We start from the raw sequence: 17,699 nt of genomic DNA, 5'->3' as shown, positions 1-17,699 counted from the left end.
TCGAAACCCTCTAATTCAATGCTAATGTTTCACCACAGCGTTTTTCCCGCTATTCTTTGTGGAATGGACGCAATATGTGGCAAAAATAGTTATTTCCGCGATATGATTTATTGATCGCATCTCGTGTGATGTATGCGAGCACCCACGAGACACGGTTCTAATCAAATCAGCTTTTGCTTGCTGCGCGTGCAGCGGCGATTCTTTCAATCAGGCCTTCCGCACCGATCGCGCCCGGAACAAGCTCGTTTCCGATGATATAGGATGGCGTGCCGGTGATGTTAAGCTTGCTGGCGAGCTGATAGGTGCTCTGGAAAGAACCGGTGATCGCCGGGTCCTTCATTTTCTCACGCAGCTTTGCTTCGTCAGCACCCAACTTGACCGCGTCAACAATCGCAGACTCTTCAGTGGCGCGTTCTTGTGCTCCGAGCAACACTTCGTGATACTCAGCATATTTGTCTGGCATTAGCGCTCTGAAGGCTTGTGCTACGATGTGCGCCCGCATGGAATCCGGACCGAGGATAGGGAATTCTTTCATCACGAAACGGACGTTCGGATCGTTCTTGAGGATGGCTTCCATGTCTGGCAATGCGCGTTTGCAATAGCCGCAATTGTAATCGAAGAACTCAACAACAGTCACATCACCATTCGGATTGCCAAAAACAGCATCATGGGGTGAATTGTAAAGTTCGTCCTGGCTGGAAGCCAATACGTCCTTGATTTGCGCCTGTGCAGCTTGAGCCTGCTTTGTTTCAAGTGCTGTCTGCACTTCAATCATGATTTCAGGGTTCTGCAACAGATAGTTGCGAACGATGTTTTCAACAGCCTGCTGTGACATGTCAGATGAAGCGGGGGCTGCAATAGGTGCTGCAGCGACAGGTGCTGGTTGTTGATGGGCAGTGCCTGCATAATAACCAGCGGCGAGAGCAGCAGCGCCAACCACGACACCCGCAATCGAGCCTAAAATTACATTCTTCATACCGATCACTTTCATACGTTCTGAAAATCCGCTTGGGATATCGCTACAGCATTGGCCCAAAAATCGGAATCGATTTTTTGGAAAGCACGATGCGTAGATTCAATAGTTTAGAGCGCCCTTGTGTGGCGCCCAAGAGGGCGCACGGCGATCTAGAGCATGTCTCCCAAAAGTGGGAACCGATTTTGGGAGACATGCGTATAAACAAACAGTGAGACGCATTTTCTACGATTCATCTTAAACAGGAAATGCTCTAAGGCGTTATCCGCGCGTATTACTTTTTTGCTTTGGCGTTGATGATATCCTGCGCACGCATCCAGTCCGGCGATCCGGATTTCATCTGTTTTTGTGCACGGATCGCAAAAATCTGAGCCTGCTGTAGCTTGCCGGAATAATAGTTCATGTCGGCTGTGGCAAGGTCTGCACGCGCCATATCACCCGATTGGCCGTAAGCCTGGGCGAGATAGCCATATCCGCCCGGAAATTCAGGGTCGGCTGCAATGCCTGCTCTGATCTCTTTGATTGCGGTCGGCATATTCGCTTTTGATCCCGTCAACATCAAAGCGCGACCATAGCTCATCCGAAGAAGCGGGGACTTGCGTGTGTCGAGTGCAACGGCACGTTGGAAAGCCTTGGCAGCGCCCTGAGGATTGTTGGCTTTGATCAGAACTTCCCCCATCATTTCCTGAAAATATGGGTTCTTGGGCTGCTCTTTAATGAGTGCATCAAACTTGGGAAGAGCAGAACGCGCCGAGCCATTCAGATATGTTGTAATAGCACTGCCGTAGCGCGCGGGTAATCCGCCAGGGTTCCCCCTGAACATGCGTTGCAATGCGCCCATATTGTTGGAATAGGCAGCAATTTTTGCGCGCGCCATATCATGTCTGAGCTGAAGAGCTGCGGAATCCGTCTTGTTGTAGTTGGGGCTCTTTTTGGCAAGCTCCTCAAGATTGGAAATGCGCTCGCGTGGCAAAGGATGGCTGATGCGATACTGATCAATCTGTGTACCCGACAGCGAAAGCGCCGAGGCAAAACGCTGGAACGTATCAAGCATGCCCTTCGTGGATTGACCGGTGGCATTTAGGTAGTTCACAGCCAGTCGATCTGCAGTCATTTCTTCGGTGCGCTGATAGCTGAGCAGGCTGCGCATTGCCATTTCTGTGCTGCCCATGGCGATGCCGCCACCGGCACCCGCGGCCGCACCGCTGCCAGACGCTGCACCAGCAACGCCAGCGCCTACACCGAGAAGCATGCCTATAACGGCCATCGTGCGCGCACGGCTCAGCTGTTCGCGCAAGCGGTCCTGATGTCCACCAGCTATGTGTCCAGCTTCATGCGCGATAACGCCGATGATTTCGTTGGGAGTTTCAGCCTGCATGATCGCGCCTGTATTGATGAAAATACGACGGCCGTCGACAAAGGCGTTGAAGCTCTGAGAATTGACGAGAATAACACGGACACCACGTCCGCCTAATCCGGCGACTTTAAGGATCGGCGCTGCATAATCGGCGACAAGCGCTTCAATTTCAGCATCGCGCACGATGGGAACACCACCGCCGCGTGATTGGGCCTGAACAGGCAGAACGCCTGTCACCGCGACAGCAAGCGCTGCAAAGGCAGCAACTGAACGACGCATTACATTCTGAAAAGAAAACGCTTTGGTCATGAAAGTTGCAGTCATGCTCCCCATAGTGCTCCTCATCCTGCTCAAACGAAACAAAAGCGAATCTTACAAATCAGGCCTAGTTTAAGGACTTTATATCAATCTTCATCGCTGTTTTTACTACAGCGCTGTTGCTTTACCAATCCGGCGATTATAGGGCGGGTGAGTTGCATTGCATTCCCGCTTTTTTGGAGGCTAAGTTGAATACTCTTTCCAACCGTAGCGCAGTTGAACCGTTTCACGCCATGGATGTTCTGGCGGAGGCCAATCGTCGCCGTGCTGCGGGCCATCCGATTATTTCGATGGCAGTTGGGCAGCCAGCAGACCCGGCACCGCAAATCGTGCGGCTGGCTGCAGATCGCGCCTTGAAAGATGGCCGTATCGGTTATACCGATGCTCTTGGGCTGATAGAGCTGCGCGAAGCAATTGCCGCGCATTATGCTGACAATTATGGCGTAACCGTATCGCCTGAACGTATTGCGATTACGACAGGGTCATCGGCCGCGTTCAATCTGGCGTTTCTTGTCTATTTCGATCCAGGCGATCGCGTTGCAATCACGCGTCCGGGTTATCCCGCCTACCGCAACATTCTGACAGCGCTTGGTCTTGAAGTCGTAGAGATAGCCAATGAGGGTGGAGCATCCGGCGCATTGACAGCCAAAGCGCTTGCTGCTGCCCATGCTGAAAAGCCGCTCAAAGGTGTGCTGTTTGCAAGTCCCGCAAACCCGACGGGTGCAGTGATCGACAAGCCTGAATTAAAGGCGATCATAGAGACTGCCCGCGATCTTGGCATCCGCGTGATTTCGGATGAGATCTACCACCGTCTTTCTTATGAAACAGAAGACGTTACAGCACTTGAGATTTCGGATGACGTGACGATTATCAATTCGTTTTCGAAATATTATTGCATGACCGGCTGGCGCATCGGCTGGATGGTTCTGCCAAGTGCAGACGTTCGGGCTATCGAACGCCTCGGACAGAGCCTCTATATTTCGGCACCTGAATTATCCCAGCGCGCTGCAATCGAAGCTTTTCATGCGACAGCAGAACTCGAACGTGTGAAGGACCGCTATCGGCAGAACCGCCAGATTTTGCTCGATCATCTTCCTCGAATGGGACTGAGCCTTGCGGCACCCATGGATGGTGCGTTCTACGCCTATTGTGATGTTTCGCGTTTCACCAATGACAGCATGGAATTTGCACGCCGTATGATTGCTGAAACCAATATTGCGGCTACACCCGGACGCGACTTCGATCCGGTTGATGGGCATCGCACCATGCGCTTTTCCTATGCTGGCAAGGTAGAGGAAATGCAGGAAGTGGTCCGTCGCCTCGAAGAATGGCTTCCACAACAAAAAGCCTGAATAGAAAATCGATAAAGCAAAAAGAAAACCGGCGTTTCCGCCGGTTTTCTTATATTACGTATTAAGCGGGCAGGGCTTAGAAAAAGCCCTTTTTCTGCCACCAGCCACCACGCTTTGGCTTCTGCTCTTCGGTTTCACTCGAGGTGACGACGGGCTCGGAAACCTTCTGTGGTTCAGCAGCAGGAGCAACTTCGGTCTCAGCAACAGCTTCTTCCACTTCCGGCTTGGCGGCTGCCTTGCGGGTGCGGCGCTTTGGCTTGATCTCTTCTGCTTCTTCAGCCGGTGCGGCCGCTTCTACAGGAGCTTCTTCCTCTGCGAGCTTCTTACGCGAACGTGTCTTGCGCGCGGGCTTTGCAGGCTCTTCTACTGCTTCGACTGCAACAACTTCGTCCGAAGCAACCTCTTCGCTTTTCGCAGCCTTGCGGCCACGTGGCTTGCGAGTTGGCTTTGCAGGCTTTTCGCCAGCTTCAGCAGCTGATGCTTCAACAGCCGGAACCACCTCAACCGTGACCGTTTCAACAGCAACGGCTTCACTGATGACTGCTTCAGCAGCTTTTTCTTCTGCCTTTGGCGGGAAGACGGGCGTGTAGCCTACTGGCTCAGCATCAGGTACTTTCTTGGCCTGAATTTCGTCTTCGCGACGGTTCTTGCGTCCGCCACGGCGACCACGGCGACGCTTCTTGCGACGATCTTCTTCGCTCAGCGAAGCGTTGCTCTGAGGGCTGGTATCTTCGTCCTCATCGCCATCTTCGTCCGCGCCTTCTGCACCGGATTCAGTCTGTTCCGTCTGTTCGCGATCACGACCACCGCGACGGCGGCGACGACGACGACGCTTGCGATCGCCTTCTTCGCTGCTTTCTTCGCGAGCTTGTGGTTCAGCCTTGATTTCTTCTTCGGCTTCGTCGTCCTCAAGCGGAATTTCAGGATCTTCGAAATCATCTTCATAAACCATCGGCTGCACAGGCTGAATGGTTACAGGACGTGTCGAAGGTGCGCCCTTGTCGATGACGAAATGCTGATGACCAACGCTTTCATCTGCGTCAATGCTGATATTGGCGCCGAAACGACCTTCCAGATCAGCCAACAGCTGGCGCTTGTTGTTCAGCACATAAAGAGCCGATGCGGCAGGGGTGCGAACGACGATGTCGTAACCCGAATGACGCAGGAGATAATCTTCAATGCCACGGATGATATGCAGAGCCATTGAGGAGTCAGAACGGATATGTCCTGTACCGCCGCAATGCTGGCAAACCTGCATCGTGCTTTCAAGAACCGATGCGCGGATACGCTGGCGCGACATTTCGAGAAGGCCGAAATGCGAAATGCGGCCCACCTGAATGCGAGCCCGGTCGTCCTTGAGGCAATCCTTCATCTTCTTTTCGACAGCGCGATTGTTGCGCTTTTCTTCCATGTCGATGAAGTCGACAACGATCAGACCGGCAAGGTCGCGCAGACGCAGCTGACGCGCGACTTCTTCGGCCGCTTCCAGATTGGTCTGGAGAGCCGTGTCTTCGATCGAATGTTCGCGGGTTGAACGACCCGAGTTAACATCTATCGCAACCAGCGCTTCGGTCTGGTTGATAATGAGATAGCCGCCGGATTTCAGCGTTACCTGTGGCAGAAGCATACGATCAAGCTGTGCTTCAAGGCCATAGCGCGTGAAGACAGGAACTGGTTCGCGGTAAGGCTGAACGACCTTGGCATGGCTCGGCATGAGCATGCGCATGAAGTCTTTCGCTTCGCGATAACCGTTTTCACCTGCGACCAGAATCTCGGTGATGTCTTTATTATAAAGATCACGGATCGAGCGCTTGATCAGGCTGCCTTCCTCATAAACGAGGGCAGGCGCAGTCGATTGCAGCGTCAGCGAACGCACGTTCTCCCACATGCGCATCAGATATTCATAATCGCGCTTTACTTCGGCTTTGGTGCGGTTAGCACCTGCCGTACGCAGGATCACGCCCATGCCCTGCGGCACTTCGAGTTCCTTGACGATTTCCTTGAGACGCTTGCGGTCCTGCGGATTGATGATCTTGCGCGAAATACCACCACCGCGAGCGGTGTTTGGCATCAAGACGGAATAGCGACCAGCGAGCGACAGATAGGTCGTCAGAGCAGCGCCCTTATTGCCGCGCTCTTCCTTGACCACCTGTACCAGAATGATCTGGCGGCGCTTGATGACTTCCTGAATGTTGTACTGACGGCGATTGGTGCGGCTATGCGAAGGAAGTTCTTCCATCGCATCCTCGGAACCAACCGATTCAACCATGTCTTCTTCGTTCTCGACTTCCGAATCGTCGTCATCGTCACCATTGTCAGCGTCGATGGCTTCTGAAATGACATGGCCAGCCTGCTTCATCAGTGCGATGGCTGGCGTACCTGGTACATAGTTTGCAAAATCAGGTCCGACTGGTTCTGCAGCAGGCAGGCCGTTACGGGCTACGTTTGATTGCGAATCACCATTCTGACCATCACGACGTCCGCGACGGCGATGGCGACGCGAACGATCGTTGTTCTTGGCCTTTGGTTCGTCTTCGTCGTCTTCGCTCCGGGCAGCTTTGGCTTCCGCTTCGAGCAAGGCCAAACGATCAGCAACAGGGATCTGATAATAATCCGGATGGATTTCAGAAAAAGCGAGGAAGCCATGGCGATTGCCGCCATATTCCACGAAAGCAGCCTGAAGAGAGGGTTCGACGCGGGTGACGCGTGCGAGATAAATATTACCCTTTAGCTGCTTCTTGTGCTCTGACTCGAAGTCGAATTCTTCAATCTTGTTGCCACGCGTTACGATGACGCGGGTCTCCTCCGGGTGGGAGGCATCTATAAGCATTTTGTTGGACATTAGTGTCTTTCCTGCCGGCGCTAGGACGCAAGCCGCGTGCGCCGGACGAAACCCTGAAGGCTGTCGTCCTGGCTGGGATGCATCTGCCGAATGATATTGGGTTCGTCGGAATAAAAGCTGCTGTCCTTACGCGCGATGGCCTCGTGGCGATCACGGTCTTCAGGCTTGCAATGGTCAGTCTTGCTTGACCCATAGCTGTTCCGAACGAAACGACCTCATATATGACCCGAAAAAGCCGGGCCGACCTCTTTGCTCTTTCAGAGCGCTGGCGACAGCGCGTATCAATGCGCAGTCGGCCGATTAAAAAACGGAGGCGGCAGGGGAGCCGTATTCCGTTGAATTCTGTGCGGGTTATTGGGTGGCGAACTCAATACGCCACTGTTTTTGCTATCTTTCCTCGCGCTCCGTTTAAAAACCGGCAAACGATTCTGACAGCTACTCCATAACCTACCTTAGCTTTTATGGTGTCGTTTGAACTATGACAAGTATGAATATCAGTTGACACCTTCATCGTAATTTTGCCGAAAGGTGATTATAGAGGTCAAAACCACCCGCCGAGGCCGTGGAACGCGGGGAGAAAAGCCTTCGTTAACCATAATTTTGTACGGATAGATTTATGAAATGCGCGCAATCACAGGCTATGGCTTAAATGTCTGATCCAAGATTATTCCATAATATTTAGATCGCGATTACGGATGCATTCTCTGAGTAATAAAAACGGTTCTCAAAAAATGTTGGTGGTGCGAAACATGTTCGTGCTGCTGGTGATGATGTGCGCCGGTTTTTTTCAAGCCGGTTCAGCCATGGCTGCCAATAGTGGTAAAGATCCACTTTCGGCGCTGACATACCGTATGGCAGGCGATGATTTGCGGATGCGCGTCGTCGTCATGTTCGACCGTGAGCCTGAATATTCGACACTCATGTTCGGCAATCCGCATCGTCTCGTCTTTGACCTTCCTGAAACGCGTTTCGGTTTCGATGAGAAAAGTTTGGCGGCGAGGGGGCTCGTCTCTCATGTGCGTTATGGGCTCGTCGGAAATCACCGTTCTCGCCTCATTCTAACGCTGCGTGGCCCGTTCAGCGTCGAAAACATTCAAGTAATCAAGAACGAAACCGCTCCAGGCTATCGCCTTGTTGCGGATATTGTCGCGTCATCAGATCGAGAGTTTGCTGCAAAGCTCGCATCGCAACACGATGTCACCGGATCAACCGAACGAAAACAGGGGAATGGGAATGCAGCTCTCTTATCGGAGTCTGGCGGCGCGCGACCGTTTATTGTGATGGTCGATCCCGGTCATGGCGGCATCGACAGTGGTGCGGAAAGCCTGAGCGGTATTAAAGAAAAAGATTTGACCCTCGCTTTCGGGCAAGAGTTGCGTGATCGCCTGGCGAAGGAAAAGAACATCAAGGTTTTGATGACCCGTGACGACGACACTTTCCTGCGTCTTTCGGAGCGTGTGCGTCTGGCGCGTCAGCAAGAAGCCGATCTCTTCATTTCGATTCATGCCGACACCATCAATCAAACCGATATCCGTGGCGCAACGGTCTATACCATTTCTGACAAGGCATCTGACTCTGTCGCTCGCGCCATGGCTGAACGCGAAAACAAGTCCGATAGTGTTGGCGGCGCTGTTCCCGAAGAGTTGCCGGAAGTTGCTGACATCCTGCTAGACCTTACCCGGCGCGAGACACACACATTTTCATTGAGCTTTGCCGAGAAGGTTATCAGTTCTCTTCAGGGGGAAGTGAACCTGATCAATAACCCGCATCGCTTTGCCGGGTTTCAGGTTCTGCGAGCTCCCGATGTGCCGTCGGTGCTGATCGAAATTGGCTATCTTTCCAATGCAGAAGACGAGAAACTGATCAGCAATCCTGAGTGGCGTCGTAAGCTGGCTGATAGGATTGCTCGGGCGATAAAGTCATTTGAAGCACAAAAGCACCCGGACACTTTGTCAAAAGGGTAGAATTATGTAATGTTTAGTAGGGCTTCATATTTATCCCTGCTTATAAGATGCATGGTTGCAACAGTTTCACGTATTTTTGTCGTTGCCCTGCGTTTGCATGCGTTAAATTGGTAAAAACACGGAAACGATCTTGCCTTTGACGCATTTGATGGTCACTAAACCAGCTGTTGCCCACGCGGCATTAATCGACGGGCATTTGTTTTGACTGCTCCCTTAATTTTGCGAATGATCTGAAGGCAGGATTCCGGATTTATGGTAAGGCTTATCGGATATTTCTTCGGGATTGGAACCGTTCTGGCGCTTCTGGTAGCCGGGGCTGTTGCTATCTATATCGGAAGCCTCACAAAGGAACTGCCCGATTACGAAGTGCTCGCAAAATACGAGCCTCCTGTGATGACGCGCGTCCATGCATCGGACGGTAGCCTCATGGCGGAATTCGCGCGCGAACGCCGCATGTATCTGCCGATCCAGGCTGTGCCAAATCGCGTTAAGGCCGCTTTCATCTCCGCCGAAGACAAGACTTTCTACGAGCATCATGGCCTCGATTTTGGTGGCCTCGCTCGTGCAGTTCTGACCAATGTGAAAAACATGGGTTCTGGCCGTCGCCCGGTCGGCGCGTCCACGATTACCCAGCAGGTCGCAAAGAACTTCCTTCTAAGCTCGAACCAGACATATGACCGCAAGATCAAAGAAGCGATTCTTGCGATGCGTATTGAGCAGGCCTATTCCAAGGACCGCATTCTGGAGCTTTACCTTAACGAGATTTTCTTCGGCTTGGGCGCATATGGTATTGCCAGCGCGGCGCTCACCTATTTTGACAAATCAGTTGGCGAATTGAGCATAGCCGAAACAGCTTATCTGGCTGCTCTCCCGAAAGGTCCGAACAATTACCATCCGTTCCGTTTCCCAGATCGCGCGATTGAACGCCGCAATTGGGTCATCGATCGTATGGCTGAAAACGGCTACATCACCACACAGGAAGCTGAAGAAGCCAAGAAAGAACCTCTTGGTGTGAAGACGCGTACGGCAACGCATTACCTGTTCGCATCCGAATATTTCAGCGAAGAAGTGCGCCGCCAGATCATTCAGAAATACGGCGTTGATGCACTTTATGAAGGTGGCTTGTCGGTTCGTACGACGCTCAATCCAACCATGCAGGTCGAAGCGCGCAAGTCGCTGCAGACAGCATTGCTTCGTTACGACGAGGCACGCGGCTGGCGCGGACCTTTGAAGCACGCTGAACTTGGCAGTGACTGGGCCACGGCTTTCGGTGATTTGCAGGCCTATCCTGATGTGCCTGAGTGGCAGCTGGCTGTTGTCCTGAACGTTTCGGCAGCTGGCGCTGACATTGGTCTTCAGCCCGATGTCGAAGGTTCGGGTTCGCGCAGCAAAGAGCGTACGCGCGCATTTATCGCTGCTGATGACATGAAATGGGCAATGCGCGTCACCAATATTGGTGGCAAGCGCGGCAGTGCAAAATCTCCAGAAGGCGTTCTGAATACTGGTGATATTGTCTATGTCTCAAAAATCGGCGACGGCGAATCCCGTTTCCGTCTCCAGCAGCCGCCAAAGCTGCAGGGTGCACTTGTTGCTATGGACCCGCATACCGGCCGTGTTCTGTCGATGGTTGGCGGTTTCTCCTTTGGAGAATCTGAGTTTAACCGCGCAACACAGGCCTATCGTCAGCCGGGATCGTCGTTCAAGCCGTTCGTCTATGCTGCTGCTCTCGATAATGGCTACACGCCAGCCTCCGTTGTACTGGATGGTCCGCTCGAAGTTAATCAGGGTGGTGCGCTTGGCGTATGGGCTCCGAAAAACTATTCGGGCAAGTTCTCAGGTCCTTCGACCCTTCGTTACGGTATCGAACAGTCGCGTAACGTCATGACCGTGCGTCTTGCACAGGACATGGGTATGAAAACTGTTGCGGAATATGCAGAGCGTTTCGGTATCTACGACAAGATGCTGCCGGTTCTGTCTATGGCGCTTGGTGCTGGTGAAACGACTGTCTTGCGTATGGTTACGGCTTATTCCGTCATCGCAAATGGCGGACAGAGCATTACACCTTCGATGATCGACCGTATTCAGGATCGCTACGGCAAGACCGTCTTCAAGCATGATGCGCGTCAGTGTGAAGGCTGCAACGCCCAGCAATGGTCAAATCAGGAAGAGCCTACTCTGATCGATAATCGCGATCAGGTGCTCGATCCGATGACCGCCTATCAGATCACATCGATGATGGAAGGCGTTGTGCAGCGCGGTACAGCACAGCTTCTTAAGAGCCTTGATCGTCCGCTTGCTGGTAAGACCGGCACGACGAATGACGAAAAAGACGCTTGGTTTGTCGGTTTCACGCCTGATCTGGTTGTCGGTGTTTTCATGGGCTATGACACACCGACCCCGCTTGGTCGCGGTGGCACAGGTGGTGGTCTGGCAGCGCCTGTCTTTAAAGAGTTCATGGGCCAGGCCCTGGCTGGAACTCCTAAGGTCGATTTCCGTGTTCCGGAAGGCATGACGCTGATTGCGATCAATCGCAAGACGGGTATGCGCACCAACAAGGGCGATCCGAACCTCATTATGGAAGCGTTCAAGCCCGGAACCGGACCGTCCGACACTTACTCCGTTATCGGTATGGACCAGTATCGTGAAGGATCGCCAGTTCAGCCACAATCGCCACAGGCGACCCGCGCTATCAATTCGGGTTCTGGCGGACTTTACTGACCTATCCCTCTTTACACTGCGTCGCGTGCTAATTATGGTCCGCGGCGCTTGAAAGGCTTTTACGCCTTCTTGCGTAGAGGTAGAGCGCTTTGCTTTGATGTGATGCGCTTCGGAACAAAATTGCTCGCAGTGCGAGCTTCTGTTCTCTCTCCATTTTCGAATGACTTATTGAAGGAACGATTTGCCCATGCGCGCGGAAATCGAGACGTTGGTTGACGAAATCCAGCAGGCCATAAGCCTGCTGAGGAGGCATCTTTGACTGGGATCAGGCAATAAAACGTCTGGGCTATCTGAATCAGAGAGCTGAAGACCCAACGCTATGGAATGATGCACAGGAAGCGCAGAAGCTGATGCGTGAGCGCCAGCAGCTGGAAGACAGCATCAACGGCATTAACACGCTGAAGCAGACGCTCAATGACAGTGTCGAACTCATCGCCATGGGCGAAGAGGAAGGCGACAAGTCGATTATTGCTGACGCGGAAAACACAATCCGCGAGTTGAAGCAGGAAGTCGACAGCCGACAGATCGATATGTTGCTTTCCGGTGAAGCGGATGCGAACGATACCTACCTTGAAGTGCATGCCGGTGCAGGCGGTACGGAAAGTCAGGATTGGGCATCCATGCTTCTGCGCATGTATACCCGTTGGGCCGAACGCAGTGGGCGCAAGGTTGAGGTGATGGAAGTGCATTACGGCGAAGAAGCCGGCATCAAATCAGCATCGATTCTTATCAAAGGCCACAATTCCTACGGTATGGCAAAGACGGAATCCGGGGTTCATCGTCTGGTGCGTATTTCGCCTTACGATTCGAACGCGCGTCGTCATACTTCGTTTGCGAGTATCTGGGTTTATCCTGTTATCGATGACAACATTGATGTGCAGGTGACTGAAGCCGATGTACGCATCGATACCTACCGCGCTTCGGGTGCAGGTGGCCAGCACGTCAATACAACGGATTCGGCTGTGCGTATCACGCATATCGCAACCGGCATTGTAGTGCAGTGTCAGGCAGAACGTTCGCAGCACAAGAACCGTGAAAAAGCATGGTCAATGTTGCGCGCTCGTCTTTACGAAAATGAGCTGAAAAAGCGCGAAGAAGCGACTGATGCGGCTAATGCCAACAAAACCGAGATCGGTTGGGGTCATCAGATCCGCTCTTATGTTTTACAGCCTTATCAGCTTGTAAAAGACTTGCGTACCGGCGTTGAAAGCACCAATCCGCAGGAAGTGCTTGATGGCGCTGTAACACCATTCATGGAAGCAGCACTTGCTCACCGCATCCATGGCGGCGCTGAGCTCATCGAAGATATAGATTGATATTTTTGAGAACGTGTTCTGAAAAAACCCGGCCTTGAGCCGGGTTTTTTGTACCTGAGTCAAAGAGCCATATTGTGAACGGTTGCCGTTCAGGAATCCTTTGAAGCAGTGCCTTCTGCATCGGCGCGCGGTTTATATGCGCGAGGACCGGTGATGATCGGGTCTATACTCTGAATGCTGATCGCGTCGCCGGGAACCAACAGTTCCTGCTGAGCTGAAATGTTAGGCACTGATTCCGTTGGCTTTTCGGGTAGCGGCTGCATGACAGCTGGCTTTTTCAGCACGGATGCAAGCCTGCTGGCCGGCTCATTAAAACCTTTTCGGCTTTCTGCGGTGTCATGCATGTTTATATAGACGCCAGCACCAAGACTTGCGGTGAAGATCGTTGCACCTAATGTGGCCAAGCTTGCACGCATCGTGAAGAAACTGAGGCGTTTGATAGGCGTAGAAGACGCGATAACATCAGTGAGATGTTTATCGCGGCTTGTCGTCTTTAGCCCCTTCGACTTCTGCACCATGCCGCAGTCTTCTCATTCCAGATCGTTGATTCGATTGCATGTTATCATGGTTAACAAAGCTTTTCCGAAGCTTTAGTCGTATGCATTTTCCACGGAATGGACGGGAAAACTTGCGGTAGTTTCAGTTGTCAGGCTGGTCGGAGCGCGCGGGAGGCCTCAAGGACGGATTCCGCATGGCCTGCCACTTTTACTTTTTCCCACATGTGCGCAATACGTCCTTCCGCATCGATCAGGAAGGTCGCGCGTTCCACGCCCATATATTTGCGCCCATACATGCTCTTTTCGACCCACACACCATATGCTTCGAGAGCCGTTCTGTCTTCATCGGCGGCCAGATCGACAGTCAGTTCATGTTTCTTGCGAAACTTCGCATGCTTTTCTGCGCTGTCGGGTGAAAGTCCGATCACGCGAGCGCCAATTTTGTCGAATTCTGGCTTCAGCTGAGAGAAGGCAATGGCTTCTTTAGTGCAACCAGACGTGTCATCTTTTGGATAAAAATAAAGAACGACTGGTTTGCCTTTGAGTGACGACAAGTTAATCGTGTCGCTATCCGATGGCAAAGTGAAGTCTGGTGCCAGATCTCCAACTTGGGGACGAGCCATATCTGCGCCTTTCTTTTATGGATAAACGGGGAAACTGCCTGTTACACTTCGAGCTATCGCATTCGGGCTGGGCTTGTGCAACTGCTCAAGCGCACCCGGTTTGACTTGATGACGTGCAGCGATGACATGTCAATCAAGCTGATCAGCGGTCGTGCTGAAATGAAGAAGCTTAATAAAAGCAGAGTGATAACAAGTTTTTGTAATCCGCCTTGTAAGGGTGACCATTTGCGGAAATTAGATGTTCGGCTGGAATATTGACAGATAAACCGCGCAAAATCCGCTTTAGCAAGCGTGAGTTGAAGAGAATCGAACGCCTCGCAGCCGAAGGCGCGGATGGCATTGTGCTTCCTTCAATGCGTTCCCGGCGCTCGTTTATGTCGTGGTGTTCCCACGCTTTTCTTTCCCTGTGCATCGTTCTTGTGCTGATTGGTGGTGTGGGTTTTGTGGTATTGCGCGGGGGTGTGAACAGCGATCTCTTACGTGATGAAGCCCAGAAAAGCTTGAGCGGAATTCTCGGCCAGGATGCCTCAGCCACAATCGGCAGCGCCGGATTGTCGCTCGATCAGAATAGTCTTGTTGCGATGGAGGCGAGGGATGTTTCGATCGTCGATCCGAAACAAGGCATCGAAATCAAGAATATCAAGTCTGTACGCCTTGGTTTGGCGCCTTTGCCACTGCTGACAGGCAAAGTCCGCGTCGCTGAACTTGAAGTAGACGGCGCTTCTTTCGATCTGCCTGAGCAGGAAGGTGCCGGTTTCTGGAAATCTCTCCCGTATGACAAGCGGGGCTACATTGATTTTGACGCGGTTTCCGAAGAGCTTTTCTCAACTATGCGGCGCAATCTGGAATTGCTGCGCGATCAAAACACCCAAGCCATCGGACTGCTGAACACAACAATTCGTTTCAAGACTGGCGACACACAGCAAAGCATAGAGGTGCAGAAGCTGCGTTTGGTCGAAAATTCTGGAAAGATTTCGGTTCAGGGTAGCGTTATTTGGCAGAACAAGACGATCACGGTTGATGGCAGCATTGATCGTAAAGGGCATGAAAACGATCTGGATGCGTTCCAAATCAAGGTCAGTAATTTGCCCATTGACCTTGGATCGCCAGAAGAGGTTGCGCCGGTTATCGATGGTAATCGCGTTAATCCCGCGCATTTCGATCTGAACGGTAAAGCCAGCCTTGCTATATCGGGTAGAGCCGCCAATGGTGAAAATCCGGAGCGGATCACAGCCGAATTGGCTGTTGATGGCATTGATATGGAGATTGGGCGAGTCACAGATGTTCGCGGTAGCGCTTTGCTTCGCATTGAACATTCGAGCGGCAGCGGCAAGATAGAAGTCAAACCCTCCCGCATTCGGTTAGGCGGAATGAACGCGGAGTTTAACGGTGCTTTCGGACCGGAACCGGACGCTGAAAACAATACTGGTGGCCCAAGCTATCGCTTTGAAGTGCTGACGAGTTCTGCCACCAGCATGCCAGCGGAATCAACAGATCCGGAATTGGCTTTCGGCGTGAAAATCGCCGGTCGCTTCCTGGCCAATCAACAACGGCTCCAGTTCTCCAATCTTGATGTCCAAACCAATACGGGCGAACTATACGGCCAGGGAAGCATGGGCTTTGGCAGCGGCTCGCCTGAAATGATTTTCATGCTGCGCATTCCAAAAATGGCAGTCGCGGACGCAAAACATCTTTGGCCAATCGATGTGGCTGATGGCGCGCGTGAGTGGGTTCTGAAGAACCTCTTTGGCGGCACATTGAAGGATAGCCGCATTGATATTTCTCTGGCAGGCGGACGCTTCAATGGTCCCGGTCTGCCGCCGCCGTTGACGGGTGAGGAAATCAAGGCCGATTTCAATGTTTCCGACACGCGGTTTGATGTGATTGGCGAACTGCCTCCTGTCCGCGACGTTGCTGGCAGTATTTCGGTGCGGGGCGCGCATACAACAATCAAATTGGCAAATGGCGTTGCATACACGCCGGATAATCGCAAGGCGTCTGTTTCAGACGGAACGTTGATTATACCCTGGGGCCCGCAGCGACCAGTTATCGCTGACCTTGATTTGCTCGTTTCAGGCGACGCCGCAGCGATCGCGGAAATTGCGGGCAAAAAGCCCATCGATGTATTGAAGAACGTGCCTTTCAAGCCTGAAGACGCGACAGGAGATGTTAAGGCGCGCGTGAAAGTCGGTTTCGCCGTTTCCAAAGATGCACCACCCGGAACGCTGACTTGGAATGCCGATATTGGGTTCTCCAACCTCGCTATCTCGAAGCCTGTGGGCGGCTCCATAGTGAGCAATGCCGATGGCAGTATTAAAGTCGATCAAACAGCGGCTTTTATTACCGCAGACGCAAAACTTGACGGCGTTCCTGCAAAGATATCAATGACTGAGCCTGTCGATCGTTCAGGGCCGACGAAACGCGAACAGAAGATCAAGCTTGAGCTTGATGACAGCTCACGCAATAAATTGCTGCCCGGCTTGAAAGATTTGTTCTCTGGTCCGATTTCCGTTGATCTCGGCATGGAAGATAACGGCAAGCGACATGTATCGGCAGACCTGGACAGGACACAGGTGGATTTGCCGTGGCTTAGCTGGCGCAAGGGTAGCGGCGTTCCTGCAAAAGCGACATTCGATCTGATCAAAAGCACCGGCAATGATGGTAAACTCGATATCCGCAATCTGGTTCTGACTGGCGATGCATTCGGGGCGAAAGGCAATCTCTCGATTGCTGGAGGCGATTTTCAGTCGGCCGATTTCAGTGACATACGGCTTACCCGTTCTGATCGGTTGAGTGTTAAGGCGACCAAAAGCTCGGGTGGCTATCGCGTAACGATACGCGGATCTCAATTTGACGCCCGTTCGATCATCAAACAGGTATCGGACATTCAGAAAATGAGTGGAGGCTCTGGTGGCAAGAGCCCGCGCGTGGTTGTCAGTGCGCAGATTGATGAAGTGAGCGGATTTAATGACGAGAAGCTGCGCAATGTGGCTGTTTCGTATGAGAATGCAGGAAGCAAGATTTCCGGCGTGTCTGTGAACGCTGTCACGACTTCCGGTCAGGCTTTCGTTGCAACCAACAACGATCAGGGCGATGCACGGTCAATTTCTCTGCAATCCAATGATGCGGGTGCTGTTCTGCGCTTCTTTGACTTCTATGACAAAATGCGTGGCGGCAAAATTACCGTGGGACTTGCCGGGCAGGGCAATGGTCCTTTAAGCGGCCAGATCGATGCGCGTAATTTCGCGATCATCAATGAACCGCGACTGGCAAAGATTGTTTCAAGCTCGCCTAGCAGCGGCGGCACCAGTCTCAATCAGGCGGTCAAACGCGACATCGACGTGTCACGCGTTGATATCGAACGGGGATTTTCGCTTATCGAAAAGGGCGAAGGCTATCTCAAACTTTCCAAGGGTGTCGTGCGCGGACCGTCTGTTGGCACGACTTTTCAGGGTACTCTGTATGATCCGCGTGGCAATATGTCGATCACCGGCACCTTCATGCCAGCCTATGGCGTGAACCGCATTTTCGGCGAAGTGCCGATCTTTGGCGCACTGCTGGGCAATGGACGTGATCGAGGTTTGTTGGGTATTACCTTTAAGCTCGAAGGCAGTGCAAAGCAGCCGCAGGTTATCGTGAACCCGATTTCCATAATCGCTCCGGGTATCTTCCGCTCGATCTTTGAATTCTGAGGCTGAGGAAATCAGCTCAATAAAAAAGCCGGGCTGTGCCCGGCTTT

At 52.5% G+C, this 17,699-nt stretch carries 11 protein-coding genes; 6 read left to right on the top strand and 5 right to left on the bottom strand.

The genetic code is table 11. The features are described from left to right. Positions 1-166 precede the first annotated feature (166 nt). Together QBD00_RS12650 and QBD00_RS12645 are read right to left on the bottom strand one after the other, a co-directional pair. Entirely contained in the window at positions 167-976 is an 810-nt protein-coding gene (locus QBD00_RS12650; RefSeq protein ID WP_318579685.1) for a DsbA family protein, read from the bottom strand. A 271-nt stretch (positions 977-1,247) separates the two neighbouring features. Next, a complete protein-coding gene (locus QBD00_RS12645) occupies positions 1,248-2,663 on the bottom strand; it encodes a M48 family metalloprotease (RefSeq protein WP_095446525.1) in 1,416 nt (471 codons plus the stop codon). Positions 2,664-2,836: 173 nt separating this feature from the next. Here QBD00_RS12645 and QBD00_RS12640 point away from each other — a divergent pair, with 173 nt between their 5' ends. Next, positions 2,837-4,000 (top strand): pyridoxal phosphate-dependent aminotransferase, encoded by a 1,164-nt coding sequence (locus QBD00_RS12640; protein ID WP_318579684.1) that lies wholly within the window; start codon positions 2,837-2,839, stop codon positions 3,998-4,000. Between the two features lie 76 nt (positions 4,001-4,076). Here the strand turns inward: QBD00_RS12640 and QBD00_RS12635 are convergent, their stop codons facing one another. After that, positions 4,077-6,842 carry a ribonuclease E/G gene (locus tag QBD00_RS12635; RefSeq protein WP_318579683.1) on the bottom strand — a complete coding sequence of 922 codons (2,766 nt, stop codon included), beginning with the start codon at positions 6,840-6,842 and terminating at the stop codon, positions 4,077-4,079. A gap of 2 nt (positions 6,843-6,844) precedes the next feature. Between QBD00_RS12635 and QBD00_RS12630 the strand changes: the two genes are divergently transcribed. The 4 genes from QBD00_RS12630 (at position 6,845) to prfB (ending at position 12,840) form a co-directional block, all read left to right on the top strand. Next, positions 6,845-7,030 (top strand): hypothetical protein, encoded by a 186-nt coding sequence (locus QBD00_RS12630; protein ID WP_094577142.1) that lies wholly within the window; start codon positions 6,845-6,847, stop codon positions 7,028-7,030. Positions 7,031-7,591: 561 nt separating this feature from the next. Beyond that, the gene (locus tag QBD00_RS12625; RefSeq protein WP_095447886.1) at positions 7,592-8,806 is read left to right on the top strand and encodes an N-acetylmuramoyl-L-alanine amidase; all 1,215 of its coding nucleotides are present in this window, start codon (positions 7,592-7,594) and stop codon (positions 8,804-8,806) included. Positions 8,807-9,058: 252 nt separating this feature from the next. Continuing rightward, positions 9,059-11,524 (top strand): penicillin-binding protein 1A, encoded by a 2,466-nt coding sequence (locus QBD00_RS12620; RefSeq protein WP_095446528.1) that lies wholly within the window; start codon positions 9,059-9,061, stop codon positions 11,522-11,524. Positions 11,525-11,711: 187 nt separating this feature from the next. Continuing rightward, a protein-coding gene (gene prfB, locus QBD00_RS12615; RefSeq protein ID WP_151095458.1) for a peptide chain release factor 2 occupies positions 11,712-12,840 on the top strand; the annotation gives its coding sequence in 2 pieces (ribosomal slippage) (positions 11,712-11,780 and positions 11,782-12,840; 1,128 coding nt in all). An 89-nt stretch (positions 12,841-12,929) separates the two neighbouring features. On the opposite strand, the gene QBD00_RS12610 is transcribed toward prfB, so the two are convergent. Then, complete coding sequence (locus tag QBD00_RS12610; protein ID WP_318579682.1) at positions 12,930-13,358, bottom strand: hypothetical protein; 429 nt, start codon at positions 13,356-13,358, stop codon at positions 12,930-12,932. Between the two features lie 128 nt (positions 13,359-13,486). Beyond that, positions 13,487-13,960, bottom strand: coding sequence for a peroxiredoxin (locus tag QBD00_RS12605; RefSeq protein WP_318579681.1), 474 nt, complete (start codon positions 13,958-13,960; stop codon positions 13,487-13,489). Between the two features lie 296 nt (positions 13,961-14,256). Between QBD00_RS12605 and QBD00_RS12600 the strand changes: the two genes are divergently transcribed. Beyond that, a complete protein-coding gene (locus QBD00_RS12600; RefSeq protein ID WP_318579680.1) occupies positions 14,257-17,652 on the top strand; it encodes an RNA-binding protein in 3,396 nt (1,131 codons plus the stop codon). Positions 17,653-17,699: the final 47 nt, after the last annotated feature.

The sequence above is a fragment of the Ochrobactrum sp. AN78 genome, from assembly GCF_029909885.1.
Lineage (GTDB): Bacteria > Pseudomonadota > Alphaproteobacteria > Rhizobiales > Rhizobiaceae > Brucella > Brucella quorumnocens.
The sequence above is the reverse complement of the archived record's forward strand: the minus strand, read 5'-3'. Positions and strand labels throughout refer to the sequence as shown.

Excerpts from the sequence above, each read along its gene's own strand:
- QBD00_RS12650 (WP_318579685.1), bottom strand. The coding sequence starts at position 976 with ATGAAGAATGTAATTTTAGGCTCGATTGCGGGTGTCGTGGTTGGCGCT.
- QBD00_RS12645 (WP_095446525.1), bottom strand. The coding sequence starts at position 2,663 with ATGGGGAGCATGACTGCAACTTTCATGACCAAAGCGTTTTCTTTTCAG.
- QBD00_RS12635 (WP_318579683.1), bottom strand. The coding sequence starts at position 6,842 with ATGTCCAACAAAATGCTTATAGATGCCTCCCACCCGGAGGAGACCCGC.
- QBD00_RS12625 (WP_095447886.1), top strand. The coding sequence starts at position 7,592 with ATGTTCGTGCTGCTGGTGATGATGTGCGCCGGTTTTTTTCAAGCCGGT.
- QBD00_RS12620 (WP_095446528.1), top strand. The coding sequence starts at position 9,059 with ATGGTAAGGCTTATCGGATATTTCTTCGGGATTGGAACCGTTCTGGCG.
- QBD00_RS12610 (WP_318579682.1), bottom strand. The coding sequence starts at position 13,358 with ATGGTGCAGAAGTCGAAGGGGCTAAAGACGACAAGCCGCGATAAACAT.
- QBD00_RS12605 (WP_318579681.1), bottom strand. The coding sequence starts at position 13,960 with ATGGCTCGTCCCCAAGTTGGAGATCTGGCACCAGACTTCACTTTGCCA.